Source organism: Azospirillum lipoferum 4B, from assembly GCF_000283655.1.
Lineage (GTDB): Bacteria > Pseudomonadota > Alphaproteobacteria > Azospirillales > Azospirillaceae > Azospirillum > Azospirillum lipoferum_C.
On record NC_016624.1, the window covers coordinates 90521 to 112821 of the forward strand.

Here is a 22301-nt window from a genome sequence, read left to right on the forward strand (position 1 = left end):
GCTCAGCGTTCCGTCAGCAAGGCGACCGTCATCGTCTGGTTGTGCAGCCGGCAATCGACCAGATCGCGCATCGGCCCGATCTCGCCATAGGAGTAGAAGCCGGTCAGCAGGGTGCCGGCCCCCAGCCGGTCGGCCACCGCCTGCACCTCCTCCTCCACCCGGTCGCCCAGCACCAGCTTGCGTCCGACACAGCTGATCAGCAGGGCAAGCCTGTCGCCCTCGGCGGCCTTTCCGGCGCCCGCCTTCCCGGCGTCCGACACCGTGCTGGCGGCGGCGAGGGCGCCGGCCTGCTCCGCCCCGTCGACCAGCCCGTCCGTGCTGGCATGCATCAGCCGGAGATAGAAGCCCTCCTCCACCGTGCCGGCCAGGATCAGGCCGCCCGCCTCCTCGTCGATGCCCAGGATGGTGCGGATCAGCCCGACCGAGTCATGGTTTCCATTCAGAAGCTCGAACGGGAAGAGCAGCCCCGACGCCGGCAGGTCGCGGGCATAGTCGCCGAGATAGCGCTTGTAGACGTTCAGCGCCGGCTCCCCGTCCAGCTGCAGCAGCAGGTTGCCGACGGCCTGCGTCACCTTGCGCGCCGGCCCGAACGGCTCCCATCCGCCGACGGAGCCGAGGCCGAGATGCGGCCCGTCTCCATAGAGGCCGACCGCGACCGCACGGGCGTCCGACACGCCGGATGGCGACAGCACCAGCGTACGGAGGAAGGCGCCGCCGTCGCCGGCCAGCCCGCCGGACACCGGCACCCCGGCCGGCAGGCGCGACACCAGCCCATCGATCAGCGCGCTGCCGTTCACCGCCACGCCGCGGGCGAACAGCAGCACCCCCGACAGCCCCGGCCGGGCGGCAAGCGCCTCTCCCAACGCCTCCCCCGCCGGCTGGCTGTCGTCGATGGCCGCGATGCCGGCCTCTGCCGCGGCGACGGAGCCCCGGTCGAAGCGGATGGCAGTGACCGTGCAGGACTCGTCGAGCACGCCGTCGCCGACGATCTCGCCCGCGGTGCTGCATCCGGCCAGCACGGCACCGGGGAAGGCCTCGGCGAGCCTCGTCGCGAAACCCGGCGCGTCGAAATGGGCGATGGAGCCGAAGACCAGCACCAGATCGGCCTGTTGCTGTACGGGCTGCGGGGAGCCCTCCGCCGCCGAGGGTACGAACACCGTCTGCCAGACCCGCATGCGTCTCCCCATTGCCGATGTCTCACGCGCCAAACTAACACGGCGGTTGCGGGGGAGGAGAGCCTCTATAACGTTCGTCCCAGGCGGATGGTCATAATGACGCATGTCGGGGCGCCGGTCCGTCAGCGTACCGCCGAAGGCGTCTATGCCCATGGATGGCAGAAAATGAGAGTTCCCCCGTAAGGATCTGTCAACCACACTGCAGTATGGTTGGTGTCCCAAGCAGTGCAGGTCCGGATCAACTCGCGCAAGCGGAGGGCCGGCGGCGGCAGGGGCAGTAACGAACAAGACGGGCGCCAAGCCCGGGCAGCCACTTCATTCCGGGGGAGCAGGACGAAACATGACGATCGATGTCCGCGACGACACCATGATGCCCGACCGCAGAAACGGCGAGTCACGCGCCCGCCGCCTGGGTGTCCGCGGCAAACTTCTGCTCGCCTTCGCCGGCATGGCCGGCATGACGGTCGCCGCCAGCATCGTCGGGCTGACCTCCTTCTCCGCGGTGGAGGCGCCGCTGACGCGGATCGTCGGCACCGGGCTGCCGGAAATGGAGTTGGCCAAGCGCCTGTCCGGCGAAAGCAGCGGCATCGCCGCCGCCGCCCCGGTGCTCGCCGCCGCCGAAAGCCAGGGCGAGCGCGAGCGCATCTATGGCGAGATCATGGGCAACGGCAAGGCGCTGGGCGCCCTGGTGGAGGAACTGGCGACCCGCCGCGCCGGCGACCCGCGGATCGCCGAGCTGCGCGGCAAGACCCAGGGGCTGATCGCCACGCTGGAGCGCGGCAACGCCGCCGCCACTCTGCGCCTGTCCGTCCGCGGCACGCGCGAGACGATGTCGGTCGAGTTGGGCAAGTCCTACGACGCCTTCCTCGCCAGCCTCGCCCCGCTGACCGACCGGGCGGGCGCCACCCTGCGCGACAAGGGTGAGACGCTGGACAGCAGCACCGAACGCGACATGAACGCACTGGGCGACGCCGTCCGTTCGCTGATCACCATGTATGAGGTCCGCGGCGACCTGAGCGTCTCGTCGGAAGCGCTGACCCGTGCCGGCAGCGCCGAGACCGCCTTCGCCGTCGTCCAGCACCAGCAGGCCTATCTGGAAGCCGCCGCCCGCATGGTCAGCGCAACCGCGCAGATCGGCAGTCGGCTGAGCAAGGAGACCTCCGACGGGCTGGACGCCTTCTTCCTGCTGGGCGACGGCGCCACCGGTGTCTTCGACTTGCGCCGCAAGGCCCTGGAACTGCCGGCCGGCAGCGCGGAGCGCGACGGGCTGCGCCAGAAGGTGGCCGACATCCTGACCGACGCCGCCCGCCGTCAGGCCGCCCTGCTGGAGCAGATGGAACCGCCGCTGATGCGGTTGAAGGCCGAGATCAAGCTGTCCAGCGTCAACGTCCGCTCGCAGACCCGCGATTCCATGCAGGATCTGCTGGGCGACGGGCTGGCCCGTTTCCGCACATATCTCGAGCTGTCGACCTATGCCGCCGCCACCGTCGGCGCGCTGAACGAGGCGGCGCAGGCACCCAGCACCGACCGGCTGGCGATGTTGGAGACCCGCTATGCCGCCGCCGCCAAGGCGATGGAGGAGCGGCTGAAGGCGTTGGAGAAGGCGGGCGACGACGGCCTGCCGAAGCTGGTCAAGAGTGCGGAGGTCCTGGCCGGCTTCGGCAAGGGGGAGAACAGCCTGTTCAAGTTGCGCCGTTCCGAACTTGATGCGGCCGCCGAGAACGAGAAGGTGCTGGCGGAGAACCGGCTGATCGCCCGGCAGTTCGCCGGCATGGTCGACGAGCAGATCGCGGCCATGAAGCAGGAGGCGGATTCCGCCGCCGCCGGCGCCACCGATGCGCTGTCCGCCGGTCGCATGATGCTGATCCTGTTCGCCGCCGCCAGCCTCGCCGGCGCCGCGGCGCTGGCCTGGTTCGTGGTCGGCCGCAACATCGTCGCCCGGCTCAGCGCCCTGTCCGATGCCATGCGGGCGATCGCCGCCGGCAACCTCAACGCCCCGATCCCCGCGGCCGGCTCCGACGAGATCGGCGACATGACCCGCGCGCTGATGGTCTTCCGCGACACCGCCAACGAGGCCAATGCGGCCAACGCCCGTGCCGAGACCGAACGCAGCCGGGCCGCCGGGGAGCGCCGCCGGGCGATGGTCGAGATGGCGGAGAGTTTCGAAAGCAGCGTGCGCGGCGTGCTTGACCGCGTCGCCCGCGCGGCCGGCGAGATGCAGGACATGGCCCAGCGCATGAGCCGCAACGCCGAGGCCACCACCGGCGAGGCCGCGACCGCCGCCAGCACCTCCCAGCAGGCCGAAGGCAGCGTCAAGGCGGTCGCCGCCGCGACGGAGGAGCTGTCGGCCTCGATCCAGGAGATCGGCAGCCAGGTCCACGCCTCCAGCCAGATCGCCCGCAAGGCGGCCAGCGAGGCCGAACGCACCGACCGCACGGTGGAGGGGCTGTCGCAGTCCGCCAACAAGATCGGCGAGGTGGTACAGCTGATCAACGACATCGCCAGCCAGACCAACCTGCTGGCCTTGAATGCCACCATCGAGGCGGCGCGCGCGGGCGAGGCCGGCAAGGGCTTCGCGGTGGTGGCCTCGGAGGTGAAGAGCCTCGCCAACCAGACCGGCAAGGCAACCGAGGAGATCTCCAGCCAGATTCAGGCGATGCAGTCGGTGACCCAGGATGCGGTGGACGCCATCCGCTCCATCGCCGGCACCATCCGCGAGATCAACGAGATCGCCGCCACCGTCGCGGCGGCGGTCGAGCAGCAGAGTGCGGCCACCCGCGAGATCGCCCGCAATGTCGGCGAGGCCGCCGACGGCACCCAGCATGTCCGCCGCAACATCGATTCCGTGGCCCGGGCCGCCGCGGAATCGGGCGAATCCGCCACCCGCGTGCTGACGGCGTCCTCCACCGTGGCGGACGAGGTGCGGTCGCTGGGCTCGCAGGTCGACAGCCTGGTCAACCGGATGCGGGCGGGCTGAAGAAACCAAAGAGGGCGGAAAACCGGCTGGTTCCACCCCGTCCTGCGCAAGGCGCAGCGGCGGGGTGGAACCAGGATTTCAACCAAGCCGGAACCGGTCACCGCCGACGGCTTCCCTGGACGGTGATCGGCTGCCACAGGATCGCGGCCCCGGCCCCGGCGCCGCAGGCACCGCCCCAGAAGGCATGCTCTTCCTGCATCGTGGCGGTGGCGCCCTGCTGGCTGCCGGCGGCGCCGGCCGTCCCTTGACTCCGAACCTCGTCCGGCTGGGCCATCTGCTGTTGTTGCGACTGAATGGTCATACCAATCCTCCTGGTGAGGCGGCGACAGCTATCAAACTATTCGTCTGCCTTCAATTCGGATTTTTGAAAGAACCCATGACTTTTTGCGGCCCAGCCATTCGAATTCGCCTGCGTCATTTTGCAGCGGCGAAGACTTGAACGGCGCTGCACAAGAGCAGGGAAAGATTGCTGACCAAATTGATTCGCATCTGCTCACAAACGAAACGAGCCCCTCTTCCATGGGGGAAGAGGGGCTCGTTTCGAAGCGTCCTGCCGCTGGGAAAATGCCGGCCGATCAGCCGCTGTTGCGCAATCCGGCGGCGATGCCGTTGATGGTCAGATGGATGCCGCGGGCGATCTGTTCCCCGCTGTCGCTTGTGCGGTGACGCTTCAGCAACTCGACCTGGACGTGGTTGAGCGGGTCCAGATAGGGGAAGCGGTTGCGGATCGACCGCGCCAGCAGCGGGTTCTTTTCCAGCAGGGCCGACTGCTCGGTGATCGCCAGCAGAACCTCGATGCAGTCCTGCCACTCCGCCCGGATGCGGGAGAAGATGGCGTCGCGAAGCTCCGGGTCGGACACCAGCCCGGCATAGCGGGACGCGATGGCGATGTTCGACTTGGACAGCACCATGTCCATGTTGGACAGCAGCGTGCGGAAGAAGCCCCAGTCGCGATGCATGGCGCGCAGCCGCTCCATCCCGTCCGGATGCTCGGCCAGATAGGCCTTCACCGCCGAGCCGAAACCGTACCAGCCCGGCAGCATCAGGCGGCATTGCGCCCAGCTGAACACCCAGGGAATGGCGCGCAGATCCTCGATGCTGGTCGACTTCTTGCGCGAGGCCGGACGGCTGCCGATGTTGAGGTTGGCGATCTCGCCGATCACCGTCGATTCCCAGAAATACTTCTCGAAACCCTCGGTCTCGTAGACCAGCCCGCGATAGGCCTTGAAGGCATGCTCCGACAGCTCTTCCATGGTCTGGAGGAACACATCGGTGCAGGGCTCCGCCGATTCCGGGTGCAGCAGGGTCGCTTCCAGCGTCGCCGCCGCCAGCGTTTCCAGGTTGCGGCGGCCGACCTCGGGGTTGGAATACTTCCCGGCGATGACCTCGCCCTGCTCGGTGATGCGGATGGCGCCCTGCACCGCGCCGGCCGGCTGGGCCAGGATCGCCTGATAGCTGGGACCACCGCCGCGGCCGACCGAGCCGCCGCGGCCGTGGAACAGGCGAAGCCGCACGCCATGCTTGGCGAACACCTCGACCAGCGCGATCTCGGCTTTGTACAGCTCCCAGCCGGAGGTGAGGAATCCGCCGTCCTTGTTGCTGTCCGAATAGCCGAGCATCACCTCCTGCAGGTTGCCGCGGCTTTCCAGGAAGCGCCGGTATGTCGGGATCGACAGCAGCCGGTCCATGGTGGCGGCGCAGTTGCGCAGGTCACCGATGGTCTCGAACAGCGGGGCGATGTTCAGGTCCAGCGCCTTGTCCTTCGGCCGCAGCAGCCCGGCTTCCTTCAGCAGGACGGCGACCTCCAGGATGTCCGACACGCCGTCGGTCTTGGAGATGACGCAGTTCACCACCGCATCCGACCCGAAGCGGGTGCGGGCATCGGCGGCGGTGCGCAGGATGTCCAGTTCGGAGCTGGTTTCCTCCGAATAGTCGGCGTAGCCGGAGGCGAGCGGCCGGTTGGTCTCCAACTCGCGCACCAGCAGCTCGATCCGCTCGTCCTCCGACAGCGACGTGTAGTCGACCCCGGCGTCGGCGAAGGACAGCAGTTCGGCCACCGACCGCTCATGCACGTCGGAGTTCTGGCGCAGGTCGATGCTGGCCAGATGGAAGCCGAACAGGTCGACGGCCCGGCGCAGGTGGCGCAGCCGGCCCTTGGCGAGCGCGGCCGAGCCGTTGACGGTCAGCGAGCGGTCGATGATGTCCAGGTCGGCGCGAAGCTCGGCCGGGGTCAGGTAGGGCGGCGCGTCGCCGACGGCATGGCGCGGCGCCTCCAGCCCGTCCAGCGTCCGTAACGTCGCGGCGACCCGCGCATAGATGCCGGAAATGGCGCGGCGGTACGGCTCCAGCTTGCGGTGCGGCGACGGGTCGGGGGAGCGTTCGGCCAGCTGGCGCAGCGGCTCCGACACGTCGATGACGCGGGTGCTGAGCGACAGCTCCGACCCCAGCGTGTGCAGTTCGTCCAGATAGAATTGCAGGGCGCGGGTGCTCTGCATCCGCATCGCCTGACGCAGCACGGGGGCGGTGACGAAGGGGTTGCCGTCGCGGTCGCCGCCGATCCAGCTGCCCATGCGCAGGAAGGACGGCAGTTCCGTCGTCGCCCAGGACGGATCCATCCGCCGCAGATGGTCCTCCAGCTGGGCGTAGAAGCGCGGCATCTCGCGCAGGAAGGTGTAGTCGTAGAAGGTCAGGCCGTTCGCCACCTCGTCCGTCACCGCCAGCTTGGTGGCGCGCAGGATCGCGGTCTGCCACAAGGTCAGCACGGCGCGCTGGAGCGATTCGAGGTTGGTTTCCTCCTCCTCCGGCGTCATCGGGCCGTGGTCGCGCTCCGCCAGCAGCTTGGCGACCGCCATCTGCACGGTCAGGATGCTCTTGCGCTGCACCTCGGTCGGGTGGGCGGTCAGCACCGGGCTGACCAGCGCGCTGTCGAAGAACTCCTTCAGCTGCTGGGTGGTGATGCCGGCCTTCGTCGCTTCGTCCAGCGCATGGGCCATGGTGCCGTCGCGCGGCGACGACCCGGCGAGCGCATGGGCGCGGGTGCGGCGGATGTGGTGCTGGTCCTCGGCGATGTTGGCGAGGTGCGAGAAGAAGCTGTAGGCCCGCACCACCCGCGCCGTCTGCGGCGGCGACAGGCTGTTCAGGATCGCCTCCAGCTCCTTGCGGGCGCCCTGGTCCTCTTCACGGTGGAACCGGATGGAGGTCTGGCGGATGCGCTCGACGATGTCGAACACCGCCTCCCCTTCCTGGCTGCGGACGGTGTCGCCCAGGATGCGCCCCAGCAGGCGGATGTCTTCGCGGAGCGGCTGGTCCTTCGTCTCGGAACTTTCCTGCAGCAGGATGGCGGACATGGGCGACGGTTTCCTGGTCGAGGATGGACGGATATGGGGCGATGCGCGAGCACTGGATGCATGAAGCGGGATGATCAAAACCCGGGCAGGAGCAACCCCCTGCACGCGAAGTGGTCAGACCATCGGCGACAGCATGCCCATTCTGTCGGAAGTTTCAACCGTCCGTGTGCTGGTGCGAAATGATTTCCATAAGTCGCAGCGCTGTGAAATGCGACGTCGCATATGGGCGGCCCGCAGTGTAAGGCTTGCTTCCCAACTAGTATGGTAGTATGCTTCACTGATTGTTTCCCCCTGCCCATGCTCCGTATGACGAAGCAGGTGGGGAGAAGGGCGGCCTGACGGGATGGCAAAGCGATGTTGAACAAGATCGACGTGGACTCCGGGGAGCCGATCGCGCGGCGCGTGTACCGGGTGCTGCGCCAAGCCATCGTGACGATGCAGTTCCGCCCGGGTCAAGCCCTGTCCGAGCAGGAAATCGCCGACCAGCTCGGCGTCAGCCGCCAGCCGGTGCGCGAGGCCTTCATCAAGCTGAGCGAGTCCGGGTTGCTGACCATTCGGCCGCAGCGCGGCACCTTCGTCGTCAAGATCTCGGTCAAGCAGGTGCTCGACGCCCGCTTCGTCCGCGAGGCGGTGGAGACCGCGGTGGTCCGCAAGGCTTGCGAGACCATCACGCCGGCCGGCCTCGCCGAACTGCGCGACAATCTGAAGGCCCAGTGGGACATCGCTGACGAAGCGGTGCCGGTGCGCTTCCTGGAGCTGGACGAGGCCTTCCACCGCACCATCGCCATCGGGGCGGAGTGCGAATATGCCTGGCGCATCGTGGAGGAGACGAAGGCCCAGATGGACCGCGTCCGCTACCTCAGCGTGCCCTATGCCACGCCGATCCGCCGGCTGATCTCGCAGCATCAGGCGGTGCTGGAGGCCATCGTCGCCCGCGATCCCGCCAAGGCCGAGGCGGCGATGGGCATGCATCTGCGCGAGATCCTGACGTCTCTGCCCGAACTGGAAGGCAAGTTCCCCGACCTGTTCACGCTGGAGGATGGGGGGACGCCACCCGCCCCCAAGACCTCCTCGCGGTCTGCCGGCCGCTCTAAGGTTGCCGGATTGCGCTGATCGGCGCAGCATCGGCCACTCCCCTTATCAGAGCGCCTTATCATTCCATTGCCGAACAATCCGGGTTGCCCTCGCCCCCACTCTTTGACATTCTACCATACAAGAATGCGAGCCAAAGCCTCGCGCCAATGCTCCGCCGGGAAGGAAACCGTTTCACATGCAATCCCCTGCATCCTCCCCCCTCCCCCGCCTCGGCGCCGCCGGCCTGTCAACCCTGCCGGCGACGGTGGAGCGGCCGGCCTATGACCGCAGGGCGCTGGAACTCGGGGTCGTCCATCTCGGCGTCGGCGCTTTCCAGCGCGCCCATCAGGCCGCCTACACCGACGCCTTGCTGGAAAAGCGGTTCGGCCCCTGGGGCATTGCCGGCGTCAGCCTGCGCAGTCCCGATACCCGCGACGCGCTGGAACCGCAGGATGGGCTCTACACCGTCGCGGTGCGCGATGCGGCGGGGGAGCGGCTGCGGGTGATCGGCTGCCTGCTGGAACTGCTGGTGGCGCATGAGGATCCCCAGGCGGTGCTGGAGCGGATGTGCCGCCCGTCGGTGCGCATCGTCACCCTGACGGTGACCGAGAAGGGCTATTGCCACGATCCGGCGACCGGCGCGCTGAACGAGGACCATCCCGACATCCGCCACGACCTGGACAATCCGGGCCAGCCCCGCACCGCCATCGGTTTCCTGGCCGAGGCGCTGGCCCACCGCCGCGCCGCCGGGGTGGCTCCCTTCACCGTGCTGAGCTGCGACAACCTGCCGAGCAACGGCGACACGGTGGCCCGCATCCTGCGCCGCTTCGCCGAACTGCGCGATCCGGACTTCGGCGCCTGGGTCGGGGAAAGCGTCGCCTGCCCGAACAGCATGGTCGACCGCATCGTGCCCGCCACCACCGAGGCCGACCGCGCCCGCGTGTCCCAATCGCTCGGCATGCAGGATGCGTGGCCGGTGGTGACGGAGCCCTTCACGCAGTGGGTGGTGGAGGACCGCTTCCCCGCCGGCCGCCCGGCCTGGGAAGAGGTGGGGGTCGAGCTGGTCGCCGACGTCCATCCCTATGAGACGATGAAGCTGCGGCTGCTGAACGGCAGCCACTCCACCATCGCCTATCTCGGCTATCTGGCGGGTTACGAGACGGTGTCGGACACGATGGCCGATCCCGCCTTCGCCACGCTGGTCCGCAACCTGATGGACCGCGAGACGGGGCCGACGCTGCATATGCCGCCCGGTGCTGACCTCGATCATTACAAGGACGCGCTGATCGCCCGCTTCCGCAATCCGGCGCTGCGCCACCGCACCTGGCAGATCGCCATGGACGGCACGCAGAAGCTGCCGCAGCGCCTGCTGAACCCGATCCGCGAGCGCCTCGCCGCCGGGGAGCCCATCGACCGGCTGGCCTTGGCCGTCGCCGCCTGGATGCGCTACGTCGCGGGCATCGACGAGAAGGGCCAGCCCATCGACGTGCGCGATCCGCTGGCATCCAAGCTGGCGGAGATCGCGGCATCCGCCGCCGGCAACCCCGACCGGCTGGCCGAGGCGCTGTTCGGCCTGACCGCGGTGTTCGGCGAGGATCTGCCGCGCGATCCGCGCTTCACCGGACCGGTCACCGCCGCGCTCAAGCGCCTGTTCGCCGAGGGTGCCCGCGCCGTGGTCGCCGCCACCGCCTGACCCCGCTTCCAAAGCATCACCTTATTCCAGGGAGTGTTCCCGTGGTTGCCTTGACCGTCGAAAAGCCGCATGTGCTGGCCCTTCGCCCCGAAAACGCCCCGGATGCCGGGCCGGTCAAGGCCGGCGAGGTGCTGGTCCGCGTCCAGCGCGCCGGGATCTGCGGGTCGGACCTGCACATCTACCACGGCTCCAACCCCTTCGCCGTCTATCCCCGCGTCATCGGCCACGAGTTCGCCGGCACGGTCGAGGCGGTCGGCGACGGCGTGACCAACGTGGCGGCCGGCGACCATGTGGTGGTCGACCCGGTGGTGTCCTGCGGCCGCTGCTATGCCTGCCGGGCCGGGCGCACCAATGTCTGCGCCAATCTGGAGGTATTCGGCGTCCATCGCGACGGCGGTTTCCGCAACCATGTCGTGGTGCCGGCGGCCAATGCGGTGAAGGTGCGTTCCGACCTGCCCATCTCCATCGCCGCACTGGCGGAGCCGCTGTCCATCGCCGCGAACGTGCTGTCGCGCACCGGCATCGGCGCCGACGACACGCTCCTGGTCTATGGCGCCGGGACGGTCGGACTGACGGTGGTGCAGGTCGCCAAGCTGCACGGCGCCCGCTGCATCGTCGCCGACCTGGACGACAAGAGGCTGGAGCGTGCGAAGGAGTTCGGCGCCGACGTCGTGCTCAATTCCTCGCGCGTGTCGGTTCCCGATGCGGTGCGTGACGAGAATGACGGGCTCGGCCCCACGGTGGTGATCGACGGCGCCGGCGTCCCGGCCCTGCTGGAGGAGGCCTGCCGCCTCGCCAGCCCGGCCGCGCGCATCGGCCTGCTGGGCTTCTCGCCCGGCCCCTGCAACATCAGCCAGCAGGAAATCGTGAAGAAGGAGCTGACGCTGGTCGGTTCCCGCCTGAACCGCCGCCTGCTGCCGCAGGTGATCGAGTGGCTGGAGAGCGGCAAGCTGCAGCCGGCCGCCATGATCACCCAGGTCTTCCCGATCGCCGACGCGGCGAGCGCCTTCTCCCTGATCGAAACCGACCCGTCGAGCACGATCAAGGTGCAGCTCGACTTCGAAGGCTGAGGGTTTGAGAGCTTTTTTCGGCCGTCATTCCCGCGAAGGCGGGAATCCAGTCCTTCCGAATGGGGGCATCCCGGCGAAGCCTGGATCCCCGCCTTCGCGGGGATGACGGCCCGGAAAAGGGGCTGCAAGGCTCACAGCCTCTGACCGCCGAGCGGCGGCCACCAGTGAAACAATGCCAGTGAAACAATGGCGGACTGGATCCGCCCATAACGGAGGAACACCAGGATGAACAGCAAGACCCCAATTTCCCGCCTGATTTCCCGCCGCACGCTGGCCAAAAGCATCGGTCTCGGCGCCGGCATCGCCGCCGGTGCGACGCTGCTGGGCGGCATCGCCGCGCCGGCCATCGTCCGCGCCCAGGCCAAGACGACGCTGAAGCTGGGCCACCTCGCCAATGAGGAGAATGTCTGGCACAAGGCCTCGCTGGTCTTCGCCGAGGAAGTCGCCAAGCGCACCAACGGTGCGGTCGAGGTCAAGGTGTTCCCCAACGAGCAGCTCGGCAAGGAAACCGACCTGATCAAGGGCATCCAGCTCGGCACCATCGACTTCACCATCACCGGTGAATCCCTGCAGAACTGGGCGCCGGCCGCAGCATTGCTGGCGGTCCCCTACGGCATCCGCGATCTCGACCATCTCGACAAGGTCGTCACCGGCGAGCCGGGCCGCAAGATCGCCGAATCCATCGAGCAGAAGACCCAGCTGATCCCGCTGACCTATTTTGCCCGCGGCCCGCGCAACCTGACCAGCAAGCGCCCGATCAAGTCGCCGGACGAGCTGAACGGCCTGAAGATGCGCGTGCCGAACGTGCCGCTGTTCGTGTCCTTCTGGCAGGGGCTGGGCGCCAAGCCGACGCCGATGGCCTTCTCGGAGGTCTTCACCGGCCTGCAGAACGACACCATCGAGGCGCAGGAGAACCCGCTGGCCCTCATCAAGTCGGCCAGCTTCTACGAGGTCCAGAAATACGTGAACCAGACGGAGCACGTCATCAGCTGGATCTATCTGGTCGGCGGATCGAAAAGGATGGGCCGCCTGCCGGCGGAGCAGCGCACCGCCATCATGGAAGCCGCCAAGGCGGCGCAGGCCGCAGAGCGCAAGCTGTTCATCGAGGACGAGGCCAAGCTGGCCGCCGACCTGAAGGCCAAGGGCATGGAGTTCGTCACGGTCGACAAGGCCGCCTTCGCCGAGAAGGGCCGTGCCGCCGTGGTCGCGGCGCTGTCGCCGGAGATCAAGCCGATCTACGACGAAATCCTCGCGGTGAAGTGAGGGGGCACACCCTTGCCCTCTCCCGCCTTGGGAGTGTCCCCTCTCCCCCCCGGGGAGAGGGTTAGGGTGAGGGGGGAGCGTGGCGGGATTTTACCGAGAATCCACCTTGTGCATCCCCCTCACCCCGACCCTCTCCCCGGGGGGAGAGGGAGAACCTCCGGGGCGGGAGAGGGCGTAATCCTTCCTCCCAACCGCAAGAGCCTTCTCCATGCGCACAGCCTTTGCCGCCGCGGTGTCGGCCGTATCCGCCCTTTGCCGTTGGGGTACCCTGGCGGCCATCGGCGTCCTCATCATCGTCGTGACCATCCAGGTGCTGGGCCGCGTTCCCGGCTTTCCGTCCCCGGCCTGGACGGAGGAGGTGGCCCGCTTCGCGCTGGTCCATCTCGTCGCCTTCTCCTGCGGTCTGGCGCTGCTGCGCGGCGAGCTGGTGAACGTGGACATGTTCATTCTGCTGCTGCCCAAGCCGGCGCAATGGGCGGTCGCCCGGCTGGTCGACGTGGCGATCCTGGTCTTCGCCGTCGCCATCATCCCCGGCGCCTGGGACTATGTCGTCGGCAGCATCGGTGAGCGCGCGCGCTCCATCAACGTCCCGATGATCTGGGTCTATGTCGTGACGCTGATCATCCCGGTCTCGCTCGCCTTCTTCTCCATCGCCCGCCTTGCCGGGTTCGGACGCGATGCCGCGCCGCCCAGCCATGGGGAAACCGTCTGATGGTCACCGCACTGTTCCTCACCTTCGCCGTCCTGCTGATCCTGGGCGCACCGGTCGGCATCGCGCTGGGCGGCGCCTCGGCCGTTTATCTGGTCGGCAGCGACATCGACCTCGCGGTGGTTCCGCAGTTCATGTATGCCGGCATGGACAGCTTCGTGCTGCTCTGCATCCCCGGCTTCGTGCTGGCCGGCAACCTGATGAACGGCGGCGGCATCACCGACCAGATCGTTCTGTTCAGCAACCGGCTGGTCGGCCATATCCGCGGCGGCCTCGGCCTTGCCAACGTGACGGGATCGATGGTGTTCGCCGGCATCTCCGGCACCGCGGTGGCGGAGACCGCCTCCATCGGCGCGGTGATGATCCCGGCGATGCGCAAGTCCGGCTACGACGCACCCTTCGCCGCCGCGGTGACCGCCGCCGCCTCCACCGTCGGACCGATCATCCCGCCCAGCGTGCCGATGATCATCGTCGGCACGTTGACCGGCCTGTCGGTCGGCAAGATGTTCATGGCCGGCGCCATTCCGGGCCTGCTGCTCGGCATCGGCATGATGCTGACGGTCTGGATCCTGGCGCGGGTGCGCAATTATCCCAAGGAGCCCTGGCAGGGCTTCGGCGCGCTGCTCCGCGCCAGCCGCGGCGCCTTCTGGGCGCTGCTGATGACGGCGATCATCCTGTTCGGCATCGTCGGCGGCTATTTCACCCCGACCGAGGCCTCCATCGTCGCGGCGCTCTACGCCTTCGTCATCGGCCTGTTCGTCTACAAGGGCTTCACCCTGCGCCAGCTGCCGGCGATCCTGCTGGAAAGCGCCATCGGGTCGGGCGGGCTGATCCTGCTGGTGGGCCTCGCCAACGTCTTCGGCTGGATCCTGACCAGCGAGCAGATTCCGCAGGCCATCGCCGCCGCGATGCTGGCGCTGACCACCGACAAGTACCTGATCATCCTGATGATCAATATCCTGCTGCTGTTCGTCGGCACCTTCATGGAGACGATCGCGGCGCTGATCATCCTGTTCCCGCCGCTGCTGGCGGTGGCGACCCAGGTCGGCATCGATCCGATCCATTTCGCCACCTTCGCCGTGCTGAACCTGATGATCGGCCTGACCACCCCGCCGGTCGGCGTCTGCCTGTTCGTCGCCGCCAACATCGCGAAGATCTCGCTCGGTGCCATCACCAAGGCGATCTGGCCCTTCCTGCTCTGCAACATCGTGATCCTGTTGCTGGTCTCCTACATCCCGGCCCTGTCGCTGTGGCTGCCGAGCCTGCTTTTCCGCTGACCCACCAATTCCAAAGCCCCTCTCTTTCCAAGGAGTTCGATGCCATGGAACAGTCCTGGCGCTGGTTCGGCCCCGAAGACGCCATCAAGCTGAACCACATCCGCCAAGCCGGCGCCACCGGCGTGGTCACTGCCCTGCACCACATCCCCTATGGCGTCGTCTGGTCGGTCGAGGAGATCCAGAAGCGCAAGGCGATGATCGAGTCCGACGAGGAACTCGGCCTCAGCTGGACCGTCACCGAAAGCTTGCCGGTGCACGAGGCGATCAAGATCGGCGAAGGCGACCTGACGGAGCTGTTCGACAACTACCGCCAGTCGATGCGCAACCTCGCCGCCTGCGGCGTGACCACCATCTGCTACAACTTCATGCCGGTGCTGGACTGGACGCGGACGGAGCTGGCGGCGGCGCTGCCCGGCGGCGGCACCTCGCTGCGCTTCAACGCCCATGAGCATGCGGCCTTCGACGTCTACATGCTGGAGCGTCCGGGTGCGGAGGAGGACCATTCGCCGGAGGTCCTCGCGAAGGCCAAGGAGTGGTTCGACCGCTCGTCGGAAAGCGACCGGGCGAAGCTGCTGTCGAACATCATGGCCGGCCTGCCGGGCGCCTATGACCGCTACGACATCCCCGGCCTGCGCAAGATGATCGCGCGCTTCAACGGCATGACCGCCGACGGTCTGCGCGAGACGCTGGCCCGCTTCCTGCGCGAGGTGATCCCGACGGCGGAGGAGGTCGGCATCCGCATGGCGATCCACCCCGATGACCCGCCCCGCCCGCTGTTCGGCCTGCCCCGCGTAGTCAGCACCGAGGACGACCTCGCCCACCTGATCAACGCGGTGAAGTCGCCCAACAACGGCCTGACCTTCTGCACCGGCTCGCTGGGCGCCGGCCAGACCAACGACGTGCCGGCGATGGCCAAGCGCTTCGTCGAGGACATCCACTTCGTCCACCTGCGCAACGTCGCCAAGGAGCCGGACGGGTCCTTCGAGGAAGCCGATCATCTCGGCGGCGACGTCGACATGGTGTCGGTCGTCACCACCCTGCTGGAGGAGCAGAAGCGCCGCCAGGACGCCGGCAACGACAACTGGCGCCTGCCCTTCCGCCCGGACCATGGCCACGAGCTGCTGGACGACATCGGCAAGCCGACCCATCCCGGCTATCCGATGATCGGCCGCCTGCGCGGTCTGGCCGAGATCCGCGGCGTGATGACCGCCGTCGCGGCGATGAAGCAGCTGCCGGTGTGAGGACGTCGCGCCGGCCTCACCCGCCGGCGCGCATCCCCAGCCGGGCGAGCTTCTTGTAGAAGGCGGCGCGGGAGATGCCGAGCGCCCGTGCCGCCTCCGTCGCCCGGCCACCGCTGGCGGCGAGCGCGCGGCCGAGCAGGCCGCGCTCGAATTCGTCGAACGCCGCGTCGTAGCCCGGCAGGGGCTGCGAGTCCGCCTGGACCAACTGCTGGACCGGCGCCGGACGAGCCGTCTCGGCCGGTGCCGCGTCGCCCAGATCCGGCAGCGCCTCCGCAAGGTCGGCGGCGGTCAGGCGGCGGTTGTCGGTCAGCAGACAGGCCCGCTCCAGCACGTTGCGCAGTTCGCGCACATTGCCGGGCCAGCGGTGGCGGCCCAGCGCCTCCACCGCTTCCGGGGTCAGGCCGCGCAGGGGGAGCCCAGTGCGGGCGGCGATCTCCTGCAGGATGGATTCGGCGATGGCTTCCAGCCCGCCGCCCATCTCGGCCAGGGCCGGCAGGCGGATCGGCAGCACGTTCAGCCGGTAATAGAGGTCGGAGCGGAAGCGGCCGTCGCGGATCCGCCGCTCCAGGTCGACGTTGGTGGCGGCGATCACCCGTACATCCACCTTCACCGGCCGGTCGGAACCGAGCGGTTCGATCTCCTGCTCCTGCAATGCGCGCAGCAGCTTGGCCTGGAGGCCGAGCGGCATGTCGCCGATCTCGTCCAGGAACAGGGTGCCGCCGTTGGCGGTCTTGAAGCGGCCTTCCCGCCCGCGGCGGTCGAGCCCGGTATAGGCGCCGGGCACCGCGCCGAAGAATTCCGCTTCCAGCAGCGTTTCCGGGATGGCCGCCACATTGACGCCGACGAAGGACCGGCCGCTGCGGGCCGACAGGCCATGGATGGCCTGGGCGATCAACTCCTTGCCGGTGCCGGTCTCGCCCAGCAGCAGGATCGGCGCATCGGTGCGGGCGGCCAGCCGCGCCTTGCGCTTGACCTCCAGGCACACCGGGCTGTCGCCGACATAGCTCTGCAGCGTGTAGCGCGGCTGCCGCCCCTCGTCGAGCCGGCGCTTGGTCGCCGCCAGCTCCGCCTCAAGCCGCGACAGTTCGGCCAGCAGCGGCTTCAGCCGGTGCAGGCTGTCATACAGGACGAAGCCGACGGCGCCGATCACCGCGCCGTCGTCGTCGGTCAGGGGGAAGCGGGTCACCACCAGCCGCTGGGTGCCGAACAGCATCAGGTCGAGCAGGATCGGCTGACCGGTCGCCAGGACCTGCCGCATCTGCGAATGGGGGATGATCTCCTCCACCTCGCGGCCGATGGCCTCGGCGGGGTCGGCGATGCCCAGCATGCGGGCGTATTTGGCGTTGATCCACACCACGCGGGCGTCGCGGTCGACCGCCACCGTGCCTTCGGACTGGGTCTCCAGCGCCTCGAACAGCGAGGGGATGGCGCGGCGGTGCAGCAGGGCGGCGCCGCCTTCGAAGGCATCGCCGTCGAAGGGACGGGCGTCCAGCCCATCGCCTGAAAACCGGTCGCTGTCGGTTCCGTGCGTCACCCCGGCCGCTCCCCTGTGCCCGTCCGTCCCATCCCCTCGTGTTATCGGGATCGCGCGCGGAATCCGCAATGGCGGAACGTGCCGCCGGCCTACTCCGACCATGGTGCCGCACCCCCTTGCGGAGTCGCGGCGGGCCGGTCCATGCTGCGCCCGCGCCATTGTCCGGACCTGTTCCGGGCGGGCTGCACCCGTCCACCGGAGCCGTCTTGCCCGTGCCGTCCTCCCCGCCATGCTGAACCTGCCCGCCATCCTTCTCCTGGCCGCGGTGCTGGCGACCCTGTGGACGGCGTGGCGCAGCTGGGTCCTGCCGCCCTTCCCCGGCCGGTTCAATTTCGTGGCGATGCAGCTGTCCGCCTCCTGGTGGGCGACAGCCGCCGCCATCGAGATCATCGTCCCGGCACCGGCGGACAAGCTGTTCTGGGCGGAGATGGCCTGGCTCGGCATCGTCTGCACCCCCAGCTTCTGGGCGCTGTTCCTCTGGTCCTACACGCGGGAGGAGGTGGCGGCGCGCTGGCGTCTGGTGCCGGCCGTGGTGGGGATGGCGACCTGGGCGGCGGCGCTGACCAACGACAGCCACCGGCTGATCTACACCGCGGTCCACCCCGTCAGCGATACGCCGGGTGCCGCACTGGTCTACAGCCACGGACTGCTGTTCTTCGTCGTCACCATCTATCTCTACGCCTTCATGGTGATGAGCATCGTCGTCACCGCCAACGGCGTCCAACGGGCGACGCCGGCCTACCGCACCCATTACCTGGGCTTCCTGGTGGCGATGGCGGTGCCGTGGGTGGCGAATGTCGGCTATGTCACCGGCAACCTGACCCTGTTCGATTTCGACCCCACCCCCTTCAGTTTCCTTCTGATGGGCGCGGTCTTCTACTGGCTGATCACCCGCCGGCGCCTGTTCGACCTGCTGCCGGTCGCCCGCGACGCCCTGCTTGACGCGGTGCCGGATCCGGTTCTGGTCCTGGACGCCGACGGCACGGTGGTGGAGGCGAACCCGGCGGCGCTTGCGCTGGTGCGCGACCGCCAGCCGCTCGGCCACCGGCTGGCCGAGCTTCCCGGCCTGTCCGTCCTGGCGCCCGGTGGCTGCACCGCGGCGCCGGTTCCGCTGACGCTGGACTGCGACGGCGGCCTGCGCAGCTTCGAGGCGACGCGGGTTCCACTGACCTCCGGCGGCCGTGGCGGAGGGCGGTCGGGGCCGCGCGAGGTCGGCTGTCTGCTGATGCTGCGCGACGTCACCCACCGCCGCAGGACGGAGGCGCGGCTGGAGGACACCGTCCGCCGCCTGGACCTCGCCCGGCTGGAGGCGGAAGAGCGGCTGGTCGCGGAGCAGGAGGCCAAGCGGGCGCTGAAGGGCTTCCTGTCGATGACCGCGCACGAGTTCAAGACCCCGCTGGCCATCATCGACGGCGCCGCCCAGATCCTGCTGCTGGATGCGGAGATGAAGGCTCCCGGCATGTTGCCGCGGCTGGAAAAGATCCGCCGTGCGGTGCGCCGGCAGGTCAACATCCTGGACACCTGTCTGGCCGACGACCGGCTGAGCGACCCGGCCTTCGCCCTGCGCCGCGATCCGCTGAACCTGCCGGCGCTGTTGCGCGCTGCGGCGGCGGCCCAGGGCGACGCCGCTCCCGGCCGGCGGATCGAACTGGACCTGACGGATTGCCCGGCCGGCATGACCGGGGACGGTCCCATGCTGGAGTTGTGCGTCCACAATCTGCTGAACAATGCACTGAAGTACTCGCCGGCCGGCTCACCGGTGCGGCTGCGCGCGTGGATCGGGGAAGGGCCGGGCGGGCAGTCGGAACTGGCGCTGTCCGTGGCCGACCAGGGCATCGGCATCCCGGCGGCGGAGGTGGAGCGGGTGTTCGACCGCTTCTTCCGTGCCACCAACACCGGGACGGCGGCGGGAAGCGGTGTCGGGCTGAACATGGTTCGCCGCATCGCCGCCCTGCATGGCGGAACGGTGACGGTGGACAGCCGGCTGGGCGTGGGCAGCGTCTTCACGCTCAGACTCCCGCTTCGCCAGGAGGCGCTTTGCGAAGAGGGGATGGCGGGCATGCCGGCGGAGTAATCCGCCGGGGAGATCGTTTCTTGCATTGATTGCCCGGTGAAGGGAATAATCCCGCTCCCTTCATCTGGACCCTGGCAATATGAGCGATCACGACCCCACCGTCGTCCGGCCGGTGCCGAAACCCCGCGTCCCCCTGGGCATCGAAGAGGTGCTGGTCGCCGTCACCATGGCGGTGGTGGCGCTGATCACCTTCGCCAATGTCGTGGTGCGCTACCTGACCGACGTGTCCTTCGCCTTCACAGAGGAATATTCGATTGCCCTGATGGTGATCCTGACCTTCCTCGGCGCCTCGGCCGCGGTGGTGAAGGACCGCCACATCCGCATCACCTTCATCGTCGACAAGATGTCGCCCGCCAACCGCCGCCGGGCCGAACAGTTCGCCATGGCCTGCGTGGCGCTGATGTATGGGCTGCTGGTGGTCTACGGCGCCTGGACGACCTGGGACGATTACCGGTTCGAGGTGACGTCGCCGGCACTGGGCCTGCCGCAGTGGATCTACACGATCTGGCTGCCGCTGCTGTCGCTCGTGGTGCTGGCCCGCACCGTCGGCCGGATGATCCGCATCCACAAGGGCACCGAGCCGCTGGAGACCGGCCATATCCCGGAGGGGGAACCGTGATCACGACCCTGCTCTTCGGTTCCTTCCTGGTCATGATGGTGCTGGGCGTGCCGATTGCGGCCGCCCTGGGTCTGGCCGGCACCGCCGCCATCGCCTTCGCCCATCTCGGCGTCATTTCCGTGCCCACCAGCGTCTATACCGGCATCGCCAAGTATCCGCTGCTGACCATCCCGATGTTCGTGCTGGCCGGCACCATCTTCGACCGGTCGGGCGTGGCGCAGAAGCTGGTGCGCTTTGCCACAGCCATCGTCGGCCAGGGCAAGGGCGCGCTGGCGGTCATCGCGGTGGTGGTGGCGATGATGATGGGCGGCATTTCCGGTTCGGGTCCCGCCATCGCCGCCGCGGTCTGCGGCGTGATGGCGCCCAGCATGATCCGCGCCGGCTATCCCCGCCCCTACATCGCCAGTGTCATCGCCGCGGCGGCGGCCACCGACATCCTGATTCCGCCGTCGGTCGCGTTGATCATCTACAGCGTGCTGGTGCCCGCCGCCCCGACCACCTCGATGTTCGCCGCCGGCATCATCCCCGGCACGCTGGCCGGCCTTGCCCTGATCGTCCCGGTCTATTGGCTGGCTCGGAAGCACAATCTGGGCGCCAAGCTGTCGCACGAGCCGCGCCCGCCCTTCTGGCGCAGCCTGTGGGACGCGGCGCTCGGCCTGTTCGCCAAGGTCATCATCCTGGGCGGCCTGCGCTTCGGCATCTTCACCCCGACCGAGGCGGCGGTGATCGCGGTGGCTTACGGCCTGCTGCTGGGCATGGTGGTCTACCGCACCATCCGCTTCCGCGACCTCTATTCCATGCTGGTGGAGGCGGCGGAGATCTCCGCCATCATCCTGTCGGTGATCGCGCTGGCCAGCGTGTTCGGCTGGGCGCTCAGCACCCTGTCGGTGATCGATCCCATCGCCGACGCCATCATCCATTCCGGCCTCGGCGAATATGGCGTGCTGGCTCTGCTGGTGGTGATGCTGACCGTCATCGGCACCTTCCTGGACGGCATCTCGATCTTCATCATCCTGCTGCCGCTGCTGATTCCCATCGCCCAGGCCTACAACTGGGACCTGACCTGGTTCGGCGTGATCCTGACCCTGATGATCGCGGTCGGCCAGTTCACCCCGCCGATGGCGGTCAATCTGATGGTCGCCTGCCGGATGACCGGCTGCAGGATGGAAGACACAGTGCGCTGGGTGCTGTGGCCGCTCGTCACCCTGCTGCTGGTGGTGGTCGCGGTGATCGTCTGGCCCGATCTGGCGCTGTGGATGCCGCGGCAGATGGGGTTCTAATTAGCTTTTTAAGCCGTGCTTTCATGAGGTTGTTGGCAAAGTCTTCACGAAGGCTGCTTCGGAGATTTACCATGAAGTACCTGGGAGATCTCCGAAGTGCTGGTTCTTTTGTAGCGCTTTGGCAACAAATTTGAGGGCATCGCGACATTTGTTCGGCAGACAACGCTAGGGCGTGTCGTCAGTTGAGCCAGATGACAGCCGACACGAGGTAAACAGCCGCCAAGAAAGTGCTGGCAAGCTTGTCGTATCGAGTTGCAATGGCTCGGAAGCCCTTCAGCTTGTTGAAGAATCGCTCGACGAGATTACGTTCGCGGTACAAGGCGAAATCGGTATCGCGGGCGATCAGCCGATTAGCCTTGGACGGGATGACGGGGACGATGTCGCGCTCCTTCAATGCGTCGATCAGGGCGTCGCCATCATAGGCCTTGTCGGCGATGAGGGCCTGCGGCTCGACCGCGTCGAGCAGAGGGGCGGCTTGGCTGAAGTCAGAGGCCTGACCGGGGGTCAGGGAGATCGCCACCGGGTTGCCCAAGGCGTCCACGATGGCATGGATCTTCGTCGTCAGCCCCCCTCGTGATCGGCCGATGGCTTGGCAGGCGCCCCCTTTTTTCGCGCCCCGGCGCTGTGCTGGTGGGCGCGGACGATGGTCGCGTCGAGCATCATGTACTCGTTGTCGCTGTCCTCGGCCAGGGCTTTGAAAAGGCGCTCGAACACCCCGCTCTCGCACCAGCGGCGGTAGCGGCGGTGGGTGTTCTTCCAATCCCCGAACCGGGTGGGCAGGTCGCGCCAGGGAATGCCAGCCCGGTAACGGTACAGCACCGCCTCGACGAACAGGCGGTTGTCCTTCGCCGTCCCCCCGACATGGCCTACCCGCCCCGGCAGAAAATCCTGGACCCGCTCCCACTGATCGTCGCGCAAAGCATAGCGTCGCATTCGTCGGCCCTCCCGTCAGCCGACCCTCTATGAAT

Annotated in this window: 16 protein-coding genes and 1 pseudogene; 11 read left to right on the top strand and 6 right to left on the bottom strand. The window is 68.1% G+C overall.

Going from position 1 to position 22301, the window contains the following annotated elements; all coding sequences use genetic code 11:
* Positions 1-2: 2 nt before the first annotated feature.
* Positions 3-1175, bottom strand: coding sequence for an FIST signal transduction protein (locus AZOLI_RS27540; protein ID WP_014249934.1), 1173 nt, complete (start codon positions 1173-1175; stop codon positions 3-5).
* 340 nt (positions 1176-1515) lie between these two features.
* Here AZOLI_RS27540 and AZOLI_RS27545 point away from each other — a divergent pair, with 340 nt between their 5' ends.
* Positions 1516-4152 (top strand): methyl-accepting chemotaxis protein, encoded by a 2637-nt coding sequence (locus tag AZOLI_RS27545; protein ID WP_014249935.1) that lies wholly within the window; start codon positions 1516-1518, stop codon positions 4150-4152.
* 97 nt (positions 4153-4249) lie between these two features.
* On the opposite strand, the gene AZOLI_RS27550 is transcribed toward AZOLI_RS27545, so the two are convergent.
* Together AZOLI_RS27550 and ppc are read right to left on the bottom strand one after the other, a co-directional pair.
* Positions 4250-4453 (bottom strand): hypothetical protein, encoded by a 204-nt coding sequence (locus AZOLI_RS27550; RefSeq protein WP_014249936.1) that lies wholly within the window; start codon positions 4451-4453, stop codon positions 4250-4252.
* A gap of 274 nt (positions 4454-4727) precedes the next feature.
* A complete protein-coding gene (gene ppc / locus AZOLI_RS27555) occupies positions 4728-7499 on the bottom strand; it encodes a phosphoenolpyruvate carboxylase (protein WP_014249937.1) in 2772 nt (923 codons plus the stop codon).
* 354 nt (positions 7500-7853) lie between these two features.
* Here ppc and AZOLI_RS27560 point away from each other — a divergent pair, with 354 nt between their 5' ends.
* From AZOLI_RS27560 to uxuA, 7 genes are all read left to right on the top strand, one after another.
* Positions 7854-8612, top strand: a complete 759-nt coding sequence (locus AZOLI_RS27560; protein ID WP_014249939.1) for a GntR family transcriptional regulator — start codon at positions 7854-7856, stop codon at positions 8610-8612.
* Positions 8613-8769: 157 nt separating this feature from the next.
* On the top strand, positions 8770-10266 hold the full coding sequence (locus tag AZOLI_RS27565) for a mannitol dehydrogenase family protein (protein ID WP_014249940.1): 1497 nt from the start codon (positions 8770-8772) through the stop codon (positions 10264-10266).
* Between the two features lie 41 nt (positions 10267-10307).
* A complete protein-coding gene (locus tag AZOLI_RS27570; RefSeq protein WP_014249941.1) occupies positions 10308-11336 on the top strand; it encodes a Zn-dependent oxidoreductase in 1029 nt (342 codons plus the stop codon).
* A 225-nt stretch (positions 11337-11561) separates the two neighbouring features.
* Entirely contained in the window at positions 11562-12599 is a 1038-nt protein-coding gene (locus AZOLI_RS27575) for a TRAP transporter substrate-binding protein (RefSeq protein WP_014249942.1), read from the top strand.
* Between the two features lie 208 nt (positions 12600-12807).
* The gene (locus AZOLI_RS27580) at positions 12808-13311 is read left to right on the top strand and encodes a TRAP transporter small permease (protein ID WP_014249943.1); all 504 of its coding nucleotides are present in this window, start codon (positions 12808-12810) and stop codon (positions 13309-13311) included.
* Positions 13311-14585, top strand: a complete 1275-nt coding sequence (locus AZOLI_RS27585; RefSeq protein ID WP_014249944.1) for a TRAP transporter large permease — start codon at positions 13311-13313, stop codon at positions 14583-14585. The genes AZOLI_RS27580 and AZOLI_RS27585 overlap by 1 nt, the downstream gene beginning before the upstream one ends.
* Before the next feature lie 44 nt (positions 14586-14629).
* Positions 14630-15826, top strand: coding sequence for a mannonate dehydratase (uxuA, locus tag AZOLI_RS27590; RefSeq protein WP_014249945.1), 1197 nt, complete (start codon positions 14630-14632; stop codon positions 15824-15826).
* Positions 15827-15842: 16 nt separating this feature from the next.
* Here uxuA and AZOLI_RS27595 read toward each other — a convergent pair whose 3' ends face one another.
* Entirely contained in the window at positions 15843-17360 is a 1518-nt protein-coding gene (locus tag AZOLI_RS27595; protein WP_014249946.1) for a sigma-54 interaction domain-containing protein, read from the bottom strand.
* A 229-nt stretch (positions 17361-17589) separates the two neighbouring features.
* Between AZOLI_RS27595 and AZOLI_RS30600 the strand changes: the two genes are divergently transcribed.
* The 3 genes from AZOLI_RS30600 to AZOLI_RS27610 all read left to right on the top strand — a co-directional run bounded on the left by AZOLI_RS30600 (position 17590) and on the right by AZOLI_RS27610 (position 21333).
* Positions 17590-19434, top strand: coding sequence for a sensor histidine kinase (locus tag AZOLI_RS30600; protein ID WP_014249947.1), 1845 nt, complete (start codon positions 17590-17592; stop codon positions 19432-19434).
* Between the two features lie 79 nt (positions 19435-19513).
* Positions 19514-20053, top strand: coding sequence for a TRAP transporter small permease (locus AZOLI_RS27605; RefSeq protein WP_014249948.1), 540 nt, complete (start codon positions 19514-19516; stop codon positions 20051-20053).
* Positions 20050-21333 (top strand): TRAP transporter large permease, encoded by a 1284-nt coding sequence (locus AZOLI_RS27610; RefSeq protein WP_014249949.1) that lies wholly within the window; start codon positions 20050-20052, stop codon positions 21331-21333. The genes AZOLI_RS27605 and AZOLI_RS27610 overlap by 4 nt, the downstream gene beginning before the upstream one ends.
* A 178-nt stretch (positions 21334-21511) precedes the next feature.
* Here AZOLI_RS27610 and AZOLI_RS31930 read toward each other — a convergent pair whose 3' ends face one another.
* Both AZOLI_RS31930 and AZOLI_RS33500 read right to left on the bottom strand, forming a co-directional pair.
* The gene (locus tag AZOLI_RS31930) at positions 21512-22060 is read right to left on the bottom strand and encodes an IS5 family transposase (protein WP_244442499.1); all 549 of its coding nucleotides are present in this window, start codon (positions 22058-22060) and stop codon (positions 21512-21514) included.
* Positions 21988-22266, bottom strand: a pseudogene (locus tag AZOLI_RS33500) (transposase); the annotation flags it as partial. The gene AZOLI_RS31930 and the pseudogene AZOLI_RS33500, both read right to left, overlap by 73 nt.
* Positions 22267-22301: the final 35 nt, after the last annotated feature.